Origin of the sequence: Burkholderia sp. BCC1988 (assembly GCF_905339895.1) — a bacterium.
In the GTDB taxonomy this organism is placed as follows: domain Bacteria; phylum Pseudomonadota; class Gammaproteobacteria; order Burkholderiales; family Burkholderiaceae; genus Burkholderia.
The window spans coordinates 37610-52863 of record NZ_CAJPHA010000024.1 but is presented as its reverse complement, the minus strand read 5'-3'; the positions used below and the strand labels follow the sequence as shown (position 1 = coordinate 52863).

The following is a 15254-nucleotide window of genomic DNA, read 5'->3' as shown; positions in this document are numbered from 1 at the left end:
CTTCACCGCTCCCTGAACGCCTCCACCTTCGCGCGGTTGCCGCACGTGCGCATGTCGCACCAGCGGCGTCCGACGCCGCGGCCGCGATCGACGAAGAACCACGTACAGCGGCCGCACTGCCGCACGCGCGCGAAATCGTCGCCGCGCAGCAGATGCTCGAATCCGAGCGCGGCCGCGTCGATCCAGCGCGACGCGGCGCGCGCATCGGGCCGCCACGCGAAGCGGCCGTCGACCGCGTCGAATCTGCTGCGCCCGATCGCGTCGCGAATCGCCTCGGCGAGCCGGTCCGCCGCTCGCGCGCCGGCACTGCCGCCTTCGCCGGCCGTCAGGTGCGCGAGCGCCGCATACGCATCCTCGCGAAAACCGTGCAGCGCGGCGAGTTCGTCCGCGCCGTCCTGCCGCGGATGACGCAGAAACCGCGTCAGGTCGGCCTCCGCCAGCAACCCCGACTTCCCGGCCCAGGCACGCACGGCCGGCCAGTCGACGAGTTTGTCCTCATCGCGCGTCTTGCCCGTGTCGGCCACCGTGTTCAGGAAATCGAGCGCCGGATGGCCGCCGACGAAATCGGCCGCGCACCATGTATGCGCCGGTCGCGCAGGCTCGTGTCGAGTAACCATTTATTTTCACCTATCGGTTTCACATCCGAGTGAACAGGCGTAACCTGTTAACAACCAAAACAGGTTAGCACGGAGGCGCCGATGCTCGAGCTCGCCAATCGCTACAATTTTGAAGGTCACCGGATCGCATGGGGCACGCTCGGCGAAGGGCCGCCGCTTGTGCTCGTGCACGGGACGCCGTTCTCGTCGCAGGTGTGGCGCCGCATCGCGCCGTGGCTCGCACGGCGTCATCGCGTGTTCTTCTACGACCTGCTCGGCTACGGCCAGTCGGACATGCCCGACACGGACGTCTCGCTCGGCCGGCAGAACGTGCTGTTCGGCGCGCTGCTCGACGAATGGAAACTTTCACGCCCGCGCGTACTCGCGCACGACTACGGCGGCGCAACCGTGCTGCGCGCGCATTTCCTCGACGGCATCGCGTATTCGGACCTGACACTCGTGAACCCCGTCGCGATCGCGCCGCAAGGCTCGCCGTTCGTGCGTCACGTCGCGCAGCACGAAGCCGCGTTCACCGGGCTGCCGGCGTATGCGCATCACGCACTCGTGTCGGCCTATATCGGCAATGCGGTCGCACGGCCGTTGAGCGACGACGTGCTGTCGATCTACCGCTCGCCTTGGCTCACGCCGGCCGGCCAGCCGGCGTTCTATCGACAGATCGCGCAGATGCGCCAGCGCTATATCGAGGAAGCCGAGGCCCGTTATGCGCCGCCGGACTTTCCGGTGCGCATCGTGTGGGGCGAGGACGACGCATGGATTCCGCGCGAACAGGGGCAGGCGCTCGCCGATCGCATCGCGGGCGGAAAGTTGATCCGCGTGCCGCGCGCGGGGCACCTGGTCCAGGAGGATGCGCCCGAGGCGATCGTCGCCGCGGTGCTCGACGCACACGGACAGGAATGATCGCCCACGCAGCCGCGTGGCGTGGCAGATCAGAAGGCCGGCACGCCCTGCGCGAGCGTCGCGACGAACTTCGCGGTGCGCGGATCGCGCGGCCGCCCGAACAGCTCGCGCGATGCGCCGGCCTCGACCACGCGGCCATCCGCGAGAAACACCGCATCGTGCGCGACCGACGCGGCCAGGCGCAGGTCGTGCGTGGCCATCAGCATCGTCGTGCCTTCCCGCGCGAGCTGGCGCAGCACTTCGACGACTTCGACGGACAATTCGGGATCGAGCGCTGACGTCGGCTCGTCGCACAGCAGCACCTGCGGCGACGGCGCGAGCGCGCGTGCGATGGCCACGCGCTGCTGCTGGCCGCCCGACAACGTCGCGGGCCATGCGTCGGCCTTGTCGGCGATACCGACCTTGTCCAGCAACGCGAGCGCGCGTTCACGCGCCTGCTCGCGCGGCCAGCGCTGCACGGTCACGAGCCCTTCCATCACGTTCTGCACGACGCTCAGGTGCGGAAACAACTGGAAGTTCTGGAACACCATGCCGGTCTGACGGCGCACCGCGAACACGTGATCGCGCGACGGGCGGCGCCCCGCCGCGAAGTCGATGCGGGCGTCGCCGACCGTGAGCGCGCCCGCCTCCGGCACTTCGAGCAGGTTCACGCAGCGCAGCAGCGTGCTCTTGCCGCTGCCGGACGGCCCGATCAACGCGGTCACGCTGCCGGGCTGCAATGCGAGGTCGATGCCGGTCAGCACGCGCTGCGCGCCGAACGACTTGTCGATGCGTTCGAGACGGATCATCGCAACTCCGCGTGGAACAGCGCATGGCGCCCGAAGCGCAGCTCGAGCCGACGTTGCAGCGACGAGAGCACCGAGCTGAACAGCAGATAGATCAGCGCGGCTTCGGTATAGAGGATCAGCGGCTCGTAGGTGACCGCCGCGATGCGCTGTGCGGCCTGGAAGATCTCGGGCACGGTCAGCACGGCCGCGAGCGACGTGTCCTTTACCAGCGAGATGAACGAATTCGACAGCGCGGGCAGCGCGACGCGCGCGGCCTGCGGCAGGATCGCGCGGCGCAGCGCCTGCGCGCGCGTCATCGCCATCGAGTACGCGGCTTCCCACTGCCCTTTCGGGATCGATTCGATCACGCCGCGGATCACCTCGGCGTTGTACGCGCCGACGTTAAGCGAGAAGCCGATCACGGCGGCGGTCAGCGGATCGAGCACGATGCCGACGTTCGGCAGTCCGTAGAAGATCACGAACAGCTGCACGAGCAGCGGCGAGCCGCGAAACAGCCAGATGTAGAAACGTATGGCGGCCTGCGCCCAGCGCGGCCCGAACAGGCGCGCGAGCGCCGCGCCGAACGCGAGCAGCAGGCCGATCGCGAACGACGCGAGCGTGAGCGGAACCGTGAACACGAGCCCTGCCACCAGCAGGGGCCGCAGCGATTCCGCCATCAAGTGCAGCCAGGGCGGCATCGGTCAGCCTCGCGTCACGGCTGCGACACGTCGCGGCCGAAGTACTTCTGCGAGATCTTCGCGTAGGTGCCGTCGGCCTTGAGGTCCGCGAGCGCCTTGTCGATCGCCGCCACCAGCGCGGGACTGCCCTTGCGCAGCAGCACGCCCGATGCATCGCCGGCGCCGCTCGTGTCGGTCGCCGCGATCTTCAGTTTCGCGTCGGGCTTGTGCTTGCGGAAATCGAGGTACGACAGCGAATCGTTGATCGTCGCGTCGACGCGTCCCGCGCTCAGCAGGTCGATCGATTCGTTGAAGCCCTGCACGGGCACCACGTCCGCGCCGTGCGCGGCCGCGAGCTTGCCGAAATTGCTGGTCAGCGTGTTCGCGGATTTCTTGCCCTTCAGGTCGTCGAACGAGCGGATCGACGTGTTGTCCGCGCGCACGATCAGCACCGCGTGGGACGTGATGTACGGCGTCGAGAAATCGTATTTCGCCTTGCGCGCATCGGTGATCGACACTTCGTTGACGACCGCGTCGTAGCGGTTCACGTCGAGGCCCGCGATCAGCCCGTCCCACTTGCCTTCGACGAACTCCGCCTTCACGCCGAGCCGTTGCGCGATCGCGCTCGCGATGTCGACGTCGAAGCCGGTCAGCTTGCCCGACGCATCGTGATACGTGAACGGCGCGTACGTGCCTTCGGTGCCGACCCGGAACACGCCGGCCGACTTGATCTGCGCGAGATCGTCGGCCGCCAGCGCGCTCGTGACGGCAGTGGCCTGCAGCAATGCGACGACCAGGATGGAGCGAAGGAATTTCATGGTGCGGACCCCGAACGATGGAAGGGAGTGGACCCGCCGGCCCGAACGGCCGCGCGAGAGGTCCGCGAATTCTACCGACGCGCCGATATCCGGCAAAAACGCAAATCCGCTAACGATATGAGCGCGTCGAATAACGCGCCGGCGAGCCGCGCCCATTCCGCAGACGAAATCCCACGCGATGCAGCGGGGCGATCGTCTGACGAATCGTTACCGGCGGTTACAGAAGCGACACTGCGGTATCACCCATCGGGCATGCGCTACGTACCATGAAGGCAGGTAAAACGATTGCTCGCGGGCCTGTCCCCGCGGACGGAGTGAACGGCAAATGAGACGCATCCTGTTGTCCAGTGCCGTCGGCATCGCGGCCGCCTGCCTGTCGGCAAGTGCGTTCGCGCGTGCCGACGTCGGCGTGTATTTCGGCGTGCCGGGGCCCGTGATCGAGGCGCCGCCGCCTGTCTACTACGCGCCGCCGCCGCCCGTCGTGTACGAGCCGGCGCCCGCCTATTACGGCCCGTACTACGGCGAATACCGTTACCGCTACTACCGGCACGACAACGGCTGGCATCGCGGCTGGCGTCATCACCATCACGACGACGATTGACCGTCGCCTGGCGGCTGTCGCGGCCGCCTCCCGCGATGGGGAAATTGCGCGCGCCGGCCTTCGAGCCGGCGCGTGTGCATCACACACCGCTTACCACGGCAGCGAGTAGGTCTTCGTGTTCGTGAAGCTCTTCATCGCCTCCTGCACGCCTTCCTTGTAGCCGAGGCCCGAATCCTTCACGCCGCCGAACGGCGTCAGTTCGAGCCGGTAGCCGGGCACCTCGCGCACGTTCACGCTGCCGACTTCCAGCTCCGTGATGAAGCGCGTGATGCTGTCGAAGCGGTTCGTGCAGACCGACGACGACAACGCATAGTCGGTGCTGTTCGACATCCGGATCGCCTCGTCGATGTCGCGAAAACGCATGATCGGCGACACGGGCCCGAACGTCTCGTACTTCACGAGCGGCATGTCGGGCGTCACGCGATCGACGACGGTCGGCGAATACAGCGCGCCGTCGCGCACGTTGCCGACCAGCAGCCGCGCACCGCGTGCAATCGCGTCGTTCACCTGCTGCTCGCAGAACTTCGCGGCCGCTTCGTCGATCACGGTGCCCATGTCGACCGACGGATCGGCCGGGTTCCCGTAGGCCCACGCGCGGGTTTTCTCGACGACCAGCTCGGTGAAGCGATCGGCCACCGCCTCGTGCACGAGCATCCGCTTGATCGCGGTGCAGCGCTGCCCCGAGTTCTTGTACGAACCCGACACCGCCAGCGTGCTGGCCTCGTCGAGATCGGCGTCCTCCATCACGATGATCGGATCGTTGCCGCCGAGTTCCAGCACCGCGCGCCGGTAGCCCATCCGCGACGCGATCGACTTGCCGATCGACACGCCGCCGGTGAACGTGATCAGGTCGATCGCCGGATTCGTGATCAGCTCGTCGGCGATCTCCTTCGGGTCGCCGGTGATCACCTGCAGCATCTGCGGCGGCAGGCCGGCTTCATACAGGATGTCCGCGAACAGGTAGCACGACAGCGGCACCTTCTCCGACGGCTTCACGACGATCCGGTTGTTGGTCGCGACCGACGGCACGACCTTGTGCGCGACCTGGTTCATCGGGTGGTTGAACGGCGTGATCGCGGAAATCACGCCGAGCAGCGGTTCGCGCTGCGTGTACACGCGGCGCTTCTTGCCGTGCGGCGTCAGATCGCACGAGAAGATCTGCCCGTCGTCCTTCAGCACTTCGCCCGCGCCGAACGTGAGCACGTCGGCCACGCGCCCGGCTTCATACGTCGAATCCTTGATGCACAAGCCGGCCTCGGCCGTGATCAGCGCCGCGATCCCGGCGGTGCGCGCACGCACGATGTCGGCCGCGCGGCGCAGGATCGCCGCGCGCTCGTGGCGCGTGAGCGACGGCCGGTACGCCCGCGCGACCGCGAACGCGCGCCGCACGTCGTCGAGCGTCGCCTTCGGCACGGTGCCGACGAGCGAGCCGTCGTACGGGTTGCGTACCTCGATCACCGCATCGCGCTGAATCCTTTCACCATCGATTCGCAGTGCTTCACGATGAACCGTGCGAACCTCCGTCGATGCTGCAATGGCGTTCATGAGTGTCTCCTGGCGGATGCGTCCGCGTCACTGCAGATGGTTGAGCGCGATGTCGATGATGTCGAAGTTGCGCAGCCGCGCGCGGCCCGCGACATCGGTCGCGACCGGCTTGCTGAAGATCAGCGGCACGATCTGCTCGGAGATCCCGCCGTGCGAGCGCAGCGGCACGTCGAGGCCCGACAGGTCGTGCTTGATGCGGCGCGTGCCGAGCACGACGTCCTGCTTCGAGATCACGATCAGGTCGCCCATCCGCTCGGGCGGCAGCTCGAAGCGCGCGCAGCCTTCGGCGCCCGTCAGCACGACCTCGATGCCGTCCACCGCGGCGAGCCGCGCGCGCAGCGCGTCGGCATCGGCGTCGTCCGGCACGTAGACGGTCGCGAACGAGCCGAGCGCGCCGTGGTGCACGACGTACGGATCGGTGATCGGCAGGATCACGCGCGCCGCGTCATGGCCGAGCCACGCGTCGAACAGCTCCTGCAGATAGATCACGTTCGGCTCGCCGGTCTCGCCGTCGTGCTTCGCGTTCATCCCGTGGTCGGCCGTGATCGCGACGATCGCGCCGAGTTCGTCGAGCCGCTTCAGGTACGCGTCCATCATCTGGTAGAACGCGTTCGCACCGTCGGTGCCGGGCGCGCACTTGTGCTGCACGTAGTCGGTCGTCGACAGGTACATCAGGTCGATCGGGCGCGTCTCGAGCAGGCGCACGCCGGCCGCGAACACGAATTCCGACAGGTCCGCGCTGTACACGCTCGGCACCGGCTTGCCGACCAGCTCGAGCACGTTGTCGATGCCGTTTTCCTCGAGGCTCGCCTCGTCCGCTTTCTCCGACGAGAAGCAGATGCCCTTGAGCCCCTTGCCGAGCAGGCGGCGCAGCTTGTCCTTCGCGGTGACGACCGCGACGCGCGCGCCCCGTTCCGCGAAGGTCGCGAGCACGGTGGGCGCGACCAGGTACTTCGGATCGTTCATCAGCACCTCGGCGCCGGTGTCGCGATCGTAGAAGTAATTGCCGCTTATCCCGTGGATCGCCGGCGGCACGCCGGTAACAATCGACAGGTTGTTCGGGTTCGTGAAGCTCGGCACCACGCACTCGCCCTTGAGCGCCGTGCCCGGCTTCAGCAGCGTGCGCAGGAACGGCGCGACGCCGGCCTCGGCCGCCATCTCGAGATACTCATAGGCGCAGCCGTCGACGCAGACCACCACCACGGGGCGGCGCATCCAGTTGTAGCGGCGGCCGTTCACTTCCACGGATACAGGCGTTTCAGTCATGACGTTCAGTCCTTTCGGTTCGAAGGGGTTGAGCTGTCGGCGCCCGCGCCGCGCCGAGGAGGTGTTTTCCATGCTTGACATTAAAATTGATGATTTGTAGATTGTCAACAACATGCAGAGAACAGAAAGCAAAAGACGGAAACACGAGGCAGTACGAAGAGGGCTGGTCTCCACTCATCCGCCGCAGCCCGCGGCGCCACGGTCAAGGGGTCTGAAGATGAACGAAGTGCCGGTACAGAAGCGTTTCAATGCATGGGCGACGGGCGCGGCGCGCGTCGCGCTGGCCGCCGCGGTCGCGCTCGGCGCGGCGCAGGCGGCGCATGCGAAGACGTCGCTGCTCGTCTACACCGCGCTGGAGGACGAGGCGATGAAGCCCTACAAGGACGCCTTCGAGAAAGCGAACCCCGACATCGAGATCCGCTGGGTGCGCGACTCGACCGGCTCGGTCACCGCGAAGCTGCTCGCGGAGAAGAACAACCCGCGCGCGGACGTCATCCTCGGCCTCGCCGCGTCGAGCCTCACGCTGCTCGACCTGCAGGGGATGCTGATGCCGTATGCGCCGAAGGGCTTCGACCAGCTCACGCGCAAGTACAGCGACGCGAACACGCCGCCGCACTGGGTCGGCATGGACGTGTGGGGCGCGACGATCTGCTACAACCGCGTCGCCGCGCAGGCGAAGAACATCCCGAAGCCGACGTCGTGGGAAGACCTGACGAAGCCGGTCTACAAAGGCGCGATCGTGATGCCGAGCCCCGTGTCGTCGGGCACCGGCTATCTCGACGTCACCGCATGGCTGCAGACCTTCGGCGACGATCGCGGCTGGAAATTCATGGACGCGCTCGACAAGAACGTCGCGCAGTACGTGCATTCGGGCTCGAAGCCGTGCACGCTCGCCGGCACCGGCGAATTCCCGATCGGCATCTCGTTCGAGTTCCGCGGTCATGAACTGCAGGCGCAGGGCGCGCCGATCGATCTCGTGTTCCCGAAGGAAGGGCTCGGCTGGGACATGGAAGGCACCGCGATCATGAAGACGACCAGGCAGCCCGACGCCGCGAAGAAGCTCGCGGACTTCATGGCGAGCAAGGACGCGAACGAGATCACCGCGCGCTGGTGGGCGATCGTCGCGTACCCGGGCGTCGCGCGCAAGCTCGCCGGCATCCCCGACAACTACTCGGACCTGCTCGTGAAGAACGACTTCGTGTGGTCGGCGAAGAACCGTCAGTCGATCCTCGATACCTGGCAAAAGCGCTACGGGGCAAAAGCGCAGCAATGACGCGGCGATAACGCCGCACCAGGCAGCGGGGCCGCGACACGCGCCGCCCCGCGTCCCTTCCGATCGTCGTATCCGGCCCGCATCCGGGCCGCCCGCAGCGTGGAGGCGTGCATGGCACCCTATCTGAGCGTAGAACGCATCGAAAAGCGGTACAACGACACACAGGTCCTCACCGACATCAACCTGAGCGTGATGAAGGGCGAGATGATCTGCTTCCTGGGGCCGTCCGGCTGCGGGAAAACCACGCTGCTGCGGATCATCGCGGGGCTCGAGGCGCAAAGCGCCGGCCACATCATGCAGGACGGCCGCGACATCTCGCGGCTGCCGCCGCAACTGCGCGACTACGGGATCGTGTTCCAGTCGTACGCGCTGTTTCCGAACCTCACCGTCTTCGACAACGTCGCGTACGGGCTCGTGAACCGCAGGATGAAGCGCGACGCGATCCACGAGCGCGTGCATACGCTGCTCGCGCTGGTCGGCCTGCCCGACAGTCATCGCAAGCATCCCGGGCAACTGTCCGGCGGCCAGCAGCAGCGCATCGCACTCGCGCGCGCACTCGCGACGTCGCCCGGCCTGCTGCTGCTCGACGAGCCGCTGTCGGCGCTCGATGCACGCGTGCGCGTGCGGCTGCGCCAGGAGATCCGCGCGCTGCAGCAGCGGCTCGGCGTGACGACGATCATGGTCACGCACGACCAGGAAGAGGCGCTGTCGATGGCCGACCGCATCGTCGTGATGAATCACGGCGTGATCGAGCAAATCGGCACGCCGCTCGAAATCTACCGGCAGCCCGCGTCGCCGTTCGTCGCGGACTTCATCGGCCGCGTCAACACGATTCCCGCCGAAGTCGCGCAGGACGGCACGCTGCGCGCGGGCGGCGTCGGCTTCGACTGCCGGCATGGCGCGACCCGGCCGGCCCAGGGCGCGGCCGTGTCGGTCTACGTGCGGCCCGAGGATCTGCGCATCCGCATTCCGGGCGAGACGGCCGACAACGTGCTGGCCGGCCGCGTCGAGAAGCTCGAGTTCCTCGGCGCGTTCTGTCGCGTGAGCTTCCGGATCGACGGGCTCGACGGCCAGGAAATCGTCGCCGACCTGTCGTATCACGACGTCGACCGCACCGGCGTGCAGGCCGGCGCGCGCATCGACCTCGCGCTCGATCGCGAGCATGTCCGCGTGTTCCCGAGCGCGAAGGAGCGACTGCAATGAGCGCCGTCCTCACCGAACGCCGCCGCGGCGCGGCCGCATCCGCCGACGTGCGGCAGCTCACGCACTGGCACGACCGCATCGCACAGCTCGCGCTCGTCGCGATGGCCGCGCTGATGTCGCTGTTCCTGCTGCTGCCGCTCGCGCTCGTCGTGCAGAAGTGCTTCGTCGATACGGACGGCCGTTTCGTCGGCGCACACAACTTCGTCGAGTATCTCGAGGACAGCGGCGTGCTGCGCTCGATGCTCCATTCGCTGACGGTCGGCGCGCTCGTCACGATGATCGTCGTGCCGATGGCGTTTACGTTCGCGTATGCGCTGACGCGCTCGTGCATGCCGCTGAAGAACGCCGCACGCACGATCGCGCTCTTGCCGCTGCTCGCGCCGACGCTGCTGTCCGCCGTGTCGTTCATCTACTGGTTCGGCAACGCGGGGCTGCTCAAGCCGCTGCTGCACGGCCACTCGATCTACGGACTGCCGGGGATCGTGCTGAGCATGGTGTACGCATCGTTTCCGCACGTGCTGATGATCCTCGTCACCGCGCTGTCGCTCGCGGACGGCCGGCTCTACGAAGCCGCCGATGCGATGGGCACGAGCCGCATCCGCAAGTTCTTCACGATCACGCTGCCGGGCGCGAAGTACGGGCTGATCAGCGCGACGATGGTGGCCTTCACGATGTGCATCAACGACTTCGGCGTGCCGGTGGTGATCGGCGGCTCGTACAACGTGCTGTCGACCGACATCTACAAGCTGATCATCGGGATGCAGGACTTCAACCGCAGCGCGGTCGTGAGCCTGATGCTGCTGTGCCCGGCGCTGGTCGCGTTCGGTGTCGACTTCTTCATCCGCCGCCGCCAGCAGTCGCAACTCGGCGCGCGCTCGACGCCGTACCAGCCGAAGCCTTCGCGCGGCTTCGACGCCGCGATGCTCGCGTACTGCGCATTGGTGTGCGCGTTCTTCATCGCGGTGGTCGGCATCTCGGTGTTCGCGTCGTTCGTGAAGTTCTGGCCGTACCAGATGAGCGTCGGGCTGCAGCACTACGAGATGGGGCTGATCGGCGCCGGCATCTTCGATGCGTACAAGAACAGCCTGCGGATGGCCGCGACCGTCGCGCTCGGCGGCACGATCGTCGTGTTCGGCGGCGCCTACCTGATCGAGAAAACCCGCGGCGCACGCTGGCTGCGCGGCTTCGTCAGCCTGTGCGCGATCCTGCCGATGGGCGTGCCGGGCCTCGTGCTCGGCATCAGCTACATCTTCCTGTTCAACGCTCCCGGCAATCCGCTGAACGGGCTGTACGGGTCGCTGTGGCTGCTCGCGATCGTCACGGTCGTCCACTACTACGCGTCGAGCCACCTGACCGCCGTCACCGCGCTCAGGCAGATCGACAGCGAGTTCGAGGCCGTGTCCGCGTCGCTGAAGGTGCCGTTCTACAAGACCTTCCTGCGCGTGACCGTGCCCGTGTGCCTGCCCGCGATCCTGCTGATCGCGCGCTACCTGTTCGTCAACGGGATGACGACGGTCTCCGCCGTCGCGTTCCTGTACTCGCCGGACACGCAGCCCGCCTCCGTCGCGATCCTGAACCTCGACGACGCGGGCCAGATGGGCCCGGCCGCCGCGATGGCGACGCTCGTGCTCGCGACCTCGTCGTTCGCGTGCGTGCTGTTCGCCTGCATCTCGCACCGCCTGTTGCGCCGCACGCAGGCCTGGCGCACCCCGCACCGCCGCTGATCCGTTCGCCGCATTCACGTGACGTCCCGACTTCACCAAGGAGACACCATGACGCTCGCCACCCAGCCCATCCTGCTCACCCCCGGCCCCCTGACGACCTCGGAGCGCACGCGCGACGCGATGCTGCGCGACTGGGGTTCGTGGGACAGCGACTTCAACGCGATCACCGCGCGGCTGCGCGAACGGCTGCTGCAGATCGTGCACGGCGAAGGCACGCACGAATGCGTGCCGCTGCAGGGGAGCGGCACGTTCTCGGTCGAGGCGGCGATCGGCACGCTCGTGCCGCGCGATGGCCACGTGCTGGTGCCGAACAACGGCGCGTACTGCCAGCGCCTCGCGAAGATCTGCCGCGTGCTCGGCCGCAAGCTCACGACGATCGACTACAGCGAGAGCCGCCGCGTCGATCCGGCCGACGTCGAGCGCGCGCTCGCCGGCGATCCGACCATCACGCACGTCGCGCTCGTGCACTGCGAAACCGGCGCCGGCGTGCTGAACCCGCTGCACGAGGTCGCGCAGGTCGTCGCGAAACACGGCCGCGGACTGATCGTCGACGCGATGAGCTCGTTCGGTGCGATCGACATCGATGCGCGCACGACGCCGTTCGACGCGGTGATCGCCGCGTCCGGCAAGTGTCTCGAAGGCGTGCCGGGGCTCGGCTTCGTGATCGCGAAGCGCACCGCGCTCGAACGCTGCGAAGGCAACAGCCATTCGCTCGCGATGGACCTGTACGACCAGTGGGTCTACATGCAGCGCACGACGCAGTGGCGCTTCACGCCGCCGACGCACGTGGTTGCGGCGCTCGATGCGGCCGTCGCGCAATACGTCGACGAAGGCGGGCTCGCCGCGCGCGGCGGCCGCTACCAGCGCAACTACCGTGCGCTGATCGACGGGATGCGCGCGCTCGGCTTCCGGCCGTTCCTCGATCCGGCGATCCAGGCGCCGATCATCGTCACGTTCCATGCGCCGGACGATCCGAACTATGACTTCAAGCGGTTTTATCAGGAGGTCAAAAAGCGCGGCTACATTCTGTATCCGGGCAAGCTGACCGAGGTCGACACGTTCCGCGTCGGCTGCATCGGCCACTTCGGCGAGGCCGGCATTCCGGGCGCGGTCGCCGCGATCGCCGACACGCTGAAGGCGATGGGCGTGCGGCGCGTGTCGGCCGAAGCGGCGGCCTGACGCGCTGCATCCGCCACACCGCGGCGCGCGGCCGGTCGCCGTGCGTTGCGGTGCGGCGGGTTCGCTTTCGTTTTGCGTTTTACCGCCGTGTGCGGCACGGCAATTCTCTCGACCCTTACCGGCACGACACCCGATGCGACCCTTCTGGATCGAACAAGCACTGTTCAACGACGGCGATCTCGCCCCCGCGCTGCAGGGCACGACAGAGGCCGACGTCTGCATCGTCGGCGGCGGCTTCACGGGACTCTGGACCGCGATCCAGGCGAAGCAGCAGAACCCGGCGCTCGACATCGCGATACTCGAGGCCGACCTGTGCGGCGCCGGCGCGAGCGGGCGCAACGGCGGGTGCCTGCTCACGTGGTCAGCCAAATTCCTGACGCTGCGGCGCCTGTTCGGCGAAGCGGAGGCGATCCGGCTCGTGAAGGCGTCGGAGGCGGCCGTCCAGCACATCGCGGACTTCTGTCGCACGCATCGCATCGATGCCGAACTGCGGCTCGACGGCACGCTGTACACCGCGACGTCGCGCGCGCAGGTCGGCACGCTCGCGCCGGTGCTCGACGCGCTCGCCGCGTGCGGTATCCACAGCTACGAGCCGCTGCCGGCCGCTGAAGTCGCGCGCCGTTCGGGCTCGGCCCGCAATCTCGACGGCGTGTATTCGCCGATCGCCGCGACCGTGCATCCGGGCAAGCTCGTGCGCGGGCTGCGCCGCGTCGCGCTCGAGATGGGGATCCGGATCTACGAGCGCACGCCGCTCGTCGACTTCACGCCAGGGCAGCCGGCCGTCGTTCGGACGCCGTCCGGCAGCGTGCGCGCCGGCAAGCTGGTGTTCGCGATCAACGCGTGGATGGCGAGCCGCTTCCCGCAGTTCGAGCGCACGATCGCGGTCGTGTCGAGCGACATGGTGATCACCGAGAAATGCCCGGAACTGCTGGAACGGACCGGGCTCGTCGACGGCGTGTCGGTGCTCGATTCGCGGATCTTCGTGTACTACTACCGCACGACCGCCGACGGCCGGCTGATGCTCGGCAAGGGCGGCAACACGTTCTCGTGGCGCAGCCGCATCGCGCCGGTGTTCGACCGGCGCTCGCCGTACGAGGCGCAGCTCACGCAGAGCCTGCGCGAATTCTTTCCTTCGCTCGCGGGCGTGCCGGTCACCGCGAGCTGGAACGGCCCGTCGGACCGTTCGGTGACGGGCTTCCCGTTCTTCGGCCGCCTCGATGGCGCGCCGAACGTGTTCTACGGCTTCGGCTATTCAGGCAACGGCGTCGGGCCGACCTACATGGGCGGACAGATCCTGTCGTCGCTGGTGCTCGGCCTCGACAACGCGTGGACGCGCAGCCCGATCGTACGCGGCCCGCTCGGCCATTTCCCGCCGGAGCCGATCCGCTATGTCGGCGCGCACGTCGTGCGCAATGCGATTCGTCGCAAGGAGCGTGCGGAGGATGAGAGCCGGCGGCCGGCGATGGTCGATACGTGGCTCGCGAAGTTCGCGAGCGCGGCGGGGAAGGCGGACAAGGCTTGAGGCACCGGCCTAATGCGACAGCGCGCAGTACGCGTGAACAGTTCTGCAGGGTAACGGTTCGTCACATCTTCTTCCAATTCCGGTCTTTCTCAAATAACAAACGAGCAAGGATCATTGACAAGACAAGTCAAATTTCCGAAGTGGCGTTTCTCATAAAATCGGACGATTTTCATCCAAATGAACGCAAGCCAATAAGATAAATCTTGTCGCATGAAATTTATCTCGCCGCACCAGATCATTATCTCGATTTTATGATGAAAAAGAAGGCGTTAGGATTCCGCATTTTCTGCGGGAAAACACGCCTCTTATGCATCCATCATCGACCATTGAAATTCTGATTAGCGACTCTCGACCCATATCGAGCAGATCACAATTCGGACATACCGCAATCGCCATTGATGGGGTCGTATACGGTCGAGCGCATCCGGGACGGGACGTAGACAACGTCTCGAATTATCTGAATCGCCAGCAAACCAAAATGCGCCGCGATACGATCGGTTATCTCGTCAAGACATCCGGGGACGAGAAAAGAATCATTCTCGACGAAATAAGAAGACGGCGCCTTGAAAACAAGCGCTACTCACTCGTCGACAATAATTGCTCATCAAATATAGCCGAGGTACTCGGCAAGGCGGGCATTCTGGCTTACGACCCGAGATGGCAGCTCCCGGGTATCATAGCTCCCGCAGATCTAATGATCGGCCTGCGCCATTCGAAGCGATTGATTGGAATCCGACACTACCCGAAGAAATGACGCGCGTTCTGCTGTTTGCCATATTCACCGTCACGATCTGTGCATGCTCGAAGCACATAGACGAAAAATGGACGGCGCTTCAAGACATGCCCGCCTTCGCCGAGCCGAATGACGATCGAACCCAGCCCGTCTTTACGATCAGGAAAGGCGAATCCTGCGTGCCATTGGCGGATCGCGCCGCAAAAATTTACGCCTACACACAGGTGCGCTGCGAGACTGGTACTGGCTGGGTCCTGGACGATTTCTTTGATAAACGGAGCGGCAAATGATCAACGCGCCGACGATCACCCCGATCGGCTCGGATCTCGTCATCTTCGGCAGGAACTGAACCCGCCAGGCACAACGCGCATCGCGCACCGCACGTCACCATGCGAACGATGTAAACACAAAAGGCGCTGACCGATCGGTTCA

At 66.4% G+C, this 15254-nt stretch carries 15 protein-coding genes; 9 read left to right on the top strand and 6 right to left on the bottom strand.

Annotated features, from left to right (window positions below):
- Window positions 1-2: 2 nt before the first annotated feature.
- Window positions 3-617, bottom strand: coding sequence for a CGNR zinc finger domain-containing protein (locus U4012_RS28990; protein ID WP_321802694.1), 615 nt, complete (start codon window positions 615-617; stop codon window positions 3-5).
- Between the two features lie 81 nt (window positions 618-698).
- On the opposite strand from U4012_RS28990, the gene U4012_RS28985 reads away from it, so the two are divergent.
- Entirely contained in the window at window positions 699-1514 is an 816-nt protein-coding gene (locus U4012_RS28985; protein WP_321802692.1) for an alpha/beta hydrolase, read from the top strand.
- A gap of 29 nt (window positions 1515-1543) precedes the next feature.
- Here the strand turns inward: U4012_RS28985 and U4012_RS28980 are convergent, their stop codons facing one another.
- The 3 genes from U4012_RS28980 to U4012_RS28970 are packed head-to-tail and all read right to left on the bottom strand — an operon-like array spanning window position 1544 to window position 3776.
- Window positions 1544-2302: an amino acid ABC transporter ATP-binding protein gene (locus tag U4012_RS28980; RefSeq protein ID WP_124486713.1), complete on the bottom strand. Its 759-nt coding sequence runs from the start codon at window positions 2300-2302 to the stop codon at window positions 1544-1546.
- A complete protein-coding gene (locus U4012_RS28975) occupies window positions 2299-2979 on the bottom strand; it encodes an amino acid ABC transporter permease (RefSeq protein WP_044847337.1) in 681 nt (226 codons plus the stop codon). The genes U4012_RS28980 and U4012_RS28975 overlap by 4 nt, the downstream gene beginning before the upstream one ends.
- Window positions 2980-2993: 14 nt before the next feature.
- A complete protein-coding gene (locus U4012_RS28970; protein WP_257773938.1) occupies window positions 2994-3776 on the bottom strand; it encodes an amino acid ABC transporter substrate-binding protein in 783 nt (260 codons plus the stop codon).
- Between the two features lie 325 nt (window positions 3777-4101).
- Between U4012_RS28970 and U4012_RS28965 the strand changes: the two genes are divergently transcribed.
- The gene (locus tag U4012_RS28965) at window positions 4102-4377 is read left to right on the top strand and encodes a hypothetical protein (protein WP_044847335.1); all 276 of its coding nucleotides are present in this window, start codon (window positions 4102-4104) and stop codon (window positions 4375-4377) included.
- Window positions 4378-4467: 90 nt separating this feature from the next.
- Here the strand turns inward: U4012_RS28965 and phnY are convergent, their stop codons facing one another.
- Together phnY and phnA are read right to left on the bottom strand one after the other, a co-directional pair.
- A complete protein-coding gene (phnY, locus tag U4012_RS28960; protein WP_124486716.1) occupies window positions 4468-5922 on the bottom strand; it encodes a phosphonoacetaldehyde dehydrogenase in 1455 nt (484 codons plus the stop codon).
- A 27-nt stretch (window positions 5923-5949) separates the two neighbouring features.
- Window positions 5950-7188, bottom strand: a complete 1239-nt coding sequence (gene phnA / locus U4012_RS28955) for a phosphonoacetate hydrolase (protein WP_321802687.1) — start codon at window positions 7186-7188, stop codon at window positions 5950-5952.
- A gap of 217 nt (window positions 7189-7405) precedes the next feature.
- On the opposite strand from phnA, the gene U4012_RS28950 reads away from it, so the two are divergent.
- The 7 genes from U4012_RS28950 to U4012_RS28920 all read left to right on the top strand — a co-directional run bounded on the left by U4012_RS28950 (window position 7406) and on the right by U4012_RS28920 (window position 15112).
- The gene (locus tag U4012_RS28950; protein ID WP_321802685.1) at window positions 7406-8461 is read left to right on the top strand and encodes a putative 2-aminoethylphosphonate ABC transporter substrate-binding protein; all 1056 of its coding nucleotides are present in this window, start codon (window positions 7406-7408) and stop codon (window positions 8459-8461) included.
- 111 nt (window positions 8462-8572) lie between these two features.
- Window positions 8573-9664: a putative 2-aminoethylphosphonate ABC transporter ATP-binding protein gene (locus U4012_RS28945; RefSeq protein WP_321802683.1), complete on the top strand. Its 1092-nt coding sequence runs from the start codon at window positions 8573-8575 to the stop codon at window positions 9662-9664.
- On the top strand, window positions 9661-11388 hold the full coding sequence (locus U4012_RS28940) for a putative 2-aminoethylphosphonate ABC transporter permease subunit (protein ID WP_321802682.1): 1728 nt from the start codon (window positions 9661-9663) through the stop codon (window positions 11386-11388). The genes U4012_RS28945 and U4012_RS28940 overlap by 4 nt, the downstream gene beginning before the upstream one ends.
- Window positions 11389-11436: 48 nt before the next feature.
- Window positions 11437-12567 carry a 2-aminoethylphosphonate--pyruvate transaminase gene (locus U4012_RS28935; protein ID WP_321802680.1) on the top strand — a complete coding sequence of 377 codons (1131 nt, stop codon included), beginning with the start codon at window positions 11437-11439 and terminating at the stop codon, window positions 12565-12567.
- A gap of 133 nt (window positions 12568-12700) precedes the next feature.
- Complete coding sequence (locus U4012_RS28930) at window positions 12701-14089, top strand: FAD-dependent oxidoreductase (RefSeq protein ID WP_321802678.1); 1389 nt, start codon at window positions 12701-12703, stop codon at window positions 14087-14089.
- 478 nt (window positions 14090-14567) lie between these two features.
- Window positions 14568-14843 (top strand): hypothetical protein, encoded by a 276-nt coding sequence (locus U4012_RS28925; protein ID WP_321802676.1) that lies wholly within the window; start codon window positions 14568-14570, stop codon window positions 14841-14843.
- Entirely contained in the window at window positions 14840-15112 is a 273-nt protein-coding gene (locus U4012_RS28920) for a hypothetical protein (protein ID WP_321802674.1), read from the top strand. The genes U4012_RS28925 and U4012_RS28920 overlap by 4 nt, the downstream gene beginning before the upstream one ends.
- The last annotated feature ends 142 nt before the right edge of the window (window positions 15113-15254 follow it).

Coding starts and splice junctions, on each gene's coding strand:
- U4012_RS28990 (WP_321802694.1), bottom strand. CDS start 617: ATGGTTACTCGACACGAGCCTGCGCGACCGGCGCATACATGGTGCGCG.
- U4012_RS28985 (WP_321802692.1), top strand. CDS start 699: ATGCTCGAGCTCGCCAATCGCTACAATTTTGAAGGTCACCGGATCGCA.
- U4012_RS28980 (WP_124486713.1), bottom strand. CDS start 2,302: ATGATCCGTCTCGAACGCATCGACAAGTCGTTCGGCGCGCAGCGCGTG.
- U4012_RS28975 (WP_044847337.1), bottom strand. CDS start 2,979: ATGCCGCCCTGGCTGCACTTGATGGCGGAATCGCTGCGGCCCCTGCTG.
- U4012_RS28970 (WP_257773938.1), bottom strand. CDS start 3,776: ATGAAATTCCTTCGCTCCATCCTGGTCGTCGCATTGCTGCAGGCCACT.
- U4012_RS28965 (WP_044847335.1), top strand. CDS start 4,102: ATGAGACGCATCCTGTTGTCCAGTGCCGTCGGCATCGCGGCCGCCTGC.
- phnY (WP_124486716.1), bottom strand. CDS start 5,922: ATGAACGCCATTGCAGCATCGACGGAGGTTCGCACGGTTCATCGTGAA.
- phnA (WP_321802687.1), bottom strand. CDS start 7,188: ATGACTGAAACGCCTGTATCCGTGGAAGTGAACGGCCGCCGCTACAAC.
- U4012_RS28950 (WP_321802685.1), top strand. CDS start 7,406: ATGAACGAAGTGCCGGTACAGAAGCGTTTCAATGCATGGGCGACGGGC.
- U4012_RS28945 (WP_321802683.1), top strand. CDS start 8,573: ATGGCACCCTATCTGAGCGTAGAACGCATCGAAAAGCGGTACAACGAC.
- U4012_RS28940 (WP_321802682.1), top strand. CDS start 9,661: ATGAGCGCCGTCCTCACCGAACGCCGCCGCGGCGCGGCCGCATCCGCC.
- U4012_RS28935 (WP_321802680.1), top strand. CDS start 11,437: ATGACGCTCGCCACCCAGCCCATCCTGCTCACCCCCGGCCCCCTGACG.
- U4012_RS28930 (WP_321802678.1), top strand. CDS start 12,701: ATGCGACCCTTCTGGATCGAACAAGCACTGTTCAACGACGGCGATCTC.
- U4012_RS28925 (WP_321802676.1), top strand. CDS start 14,568: ATGCGCCGCGATACGATCGGTTATCTCGTCAAGACATCCGGGGACGAG.
- U4012_RS28920 (WP_321802674.1), top strand. CDS start 14,840: ATGACGCGCGTTCTGCTGTTTGCCATATTCACCGTCACGATCTGTGCA.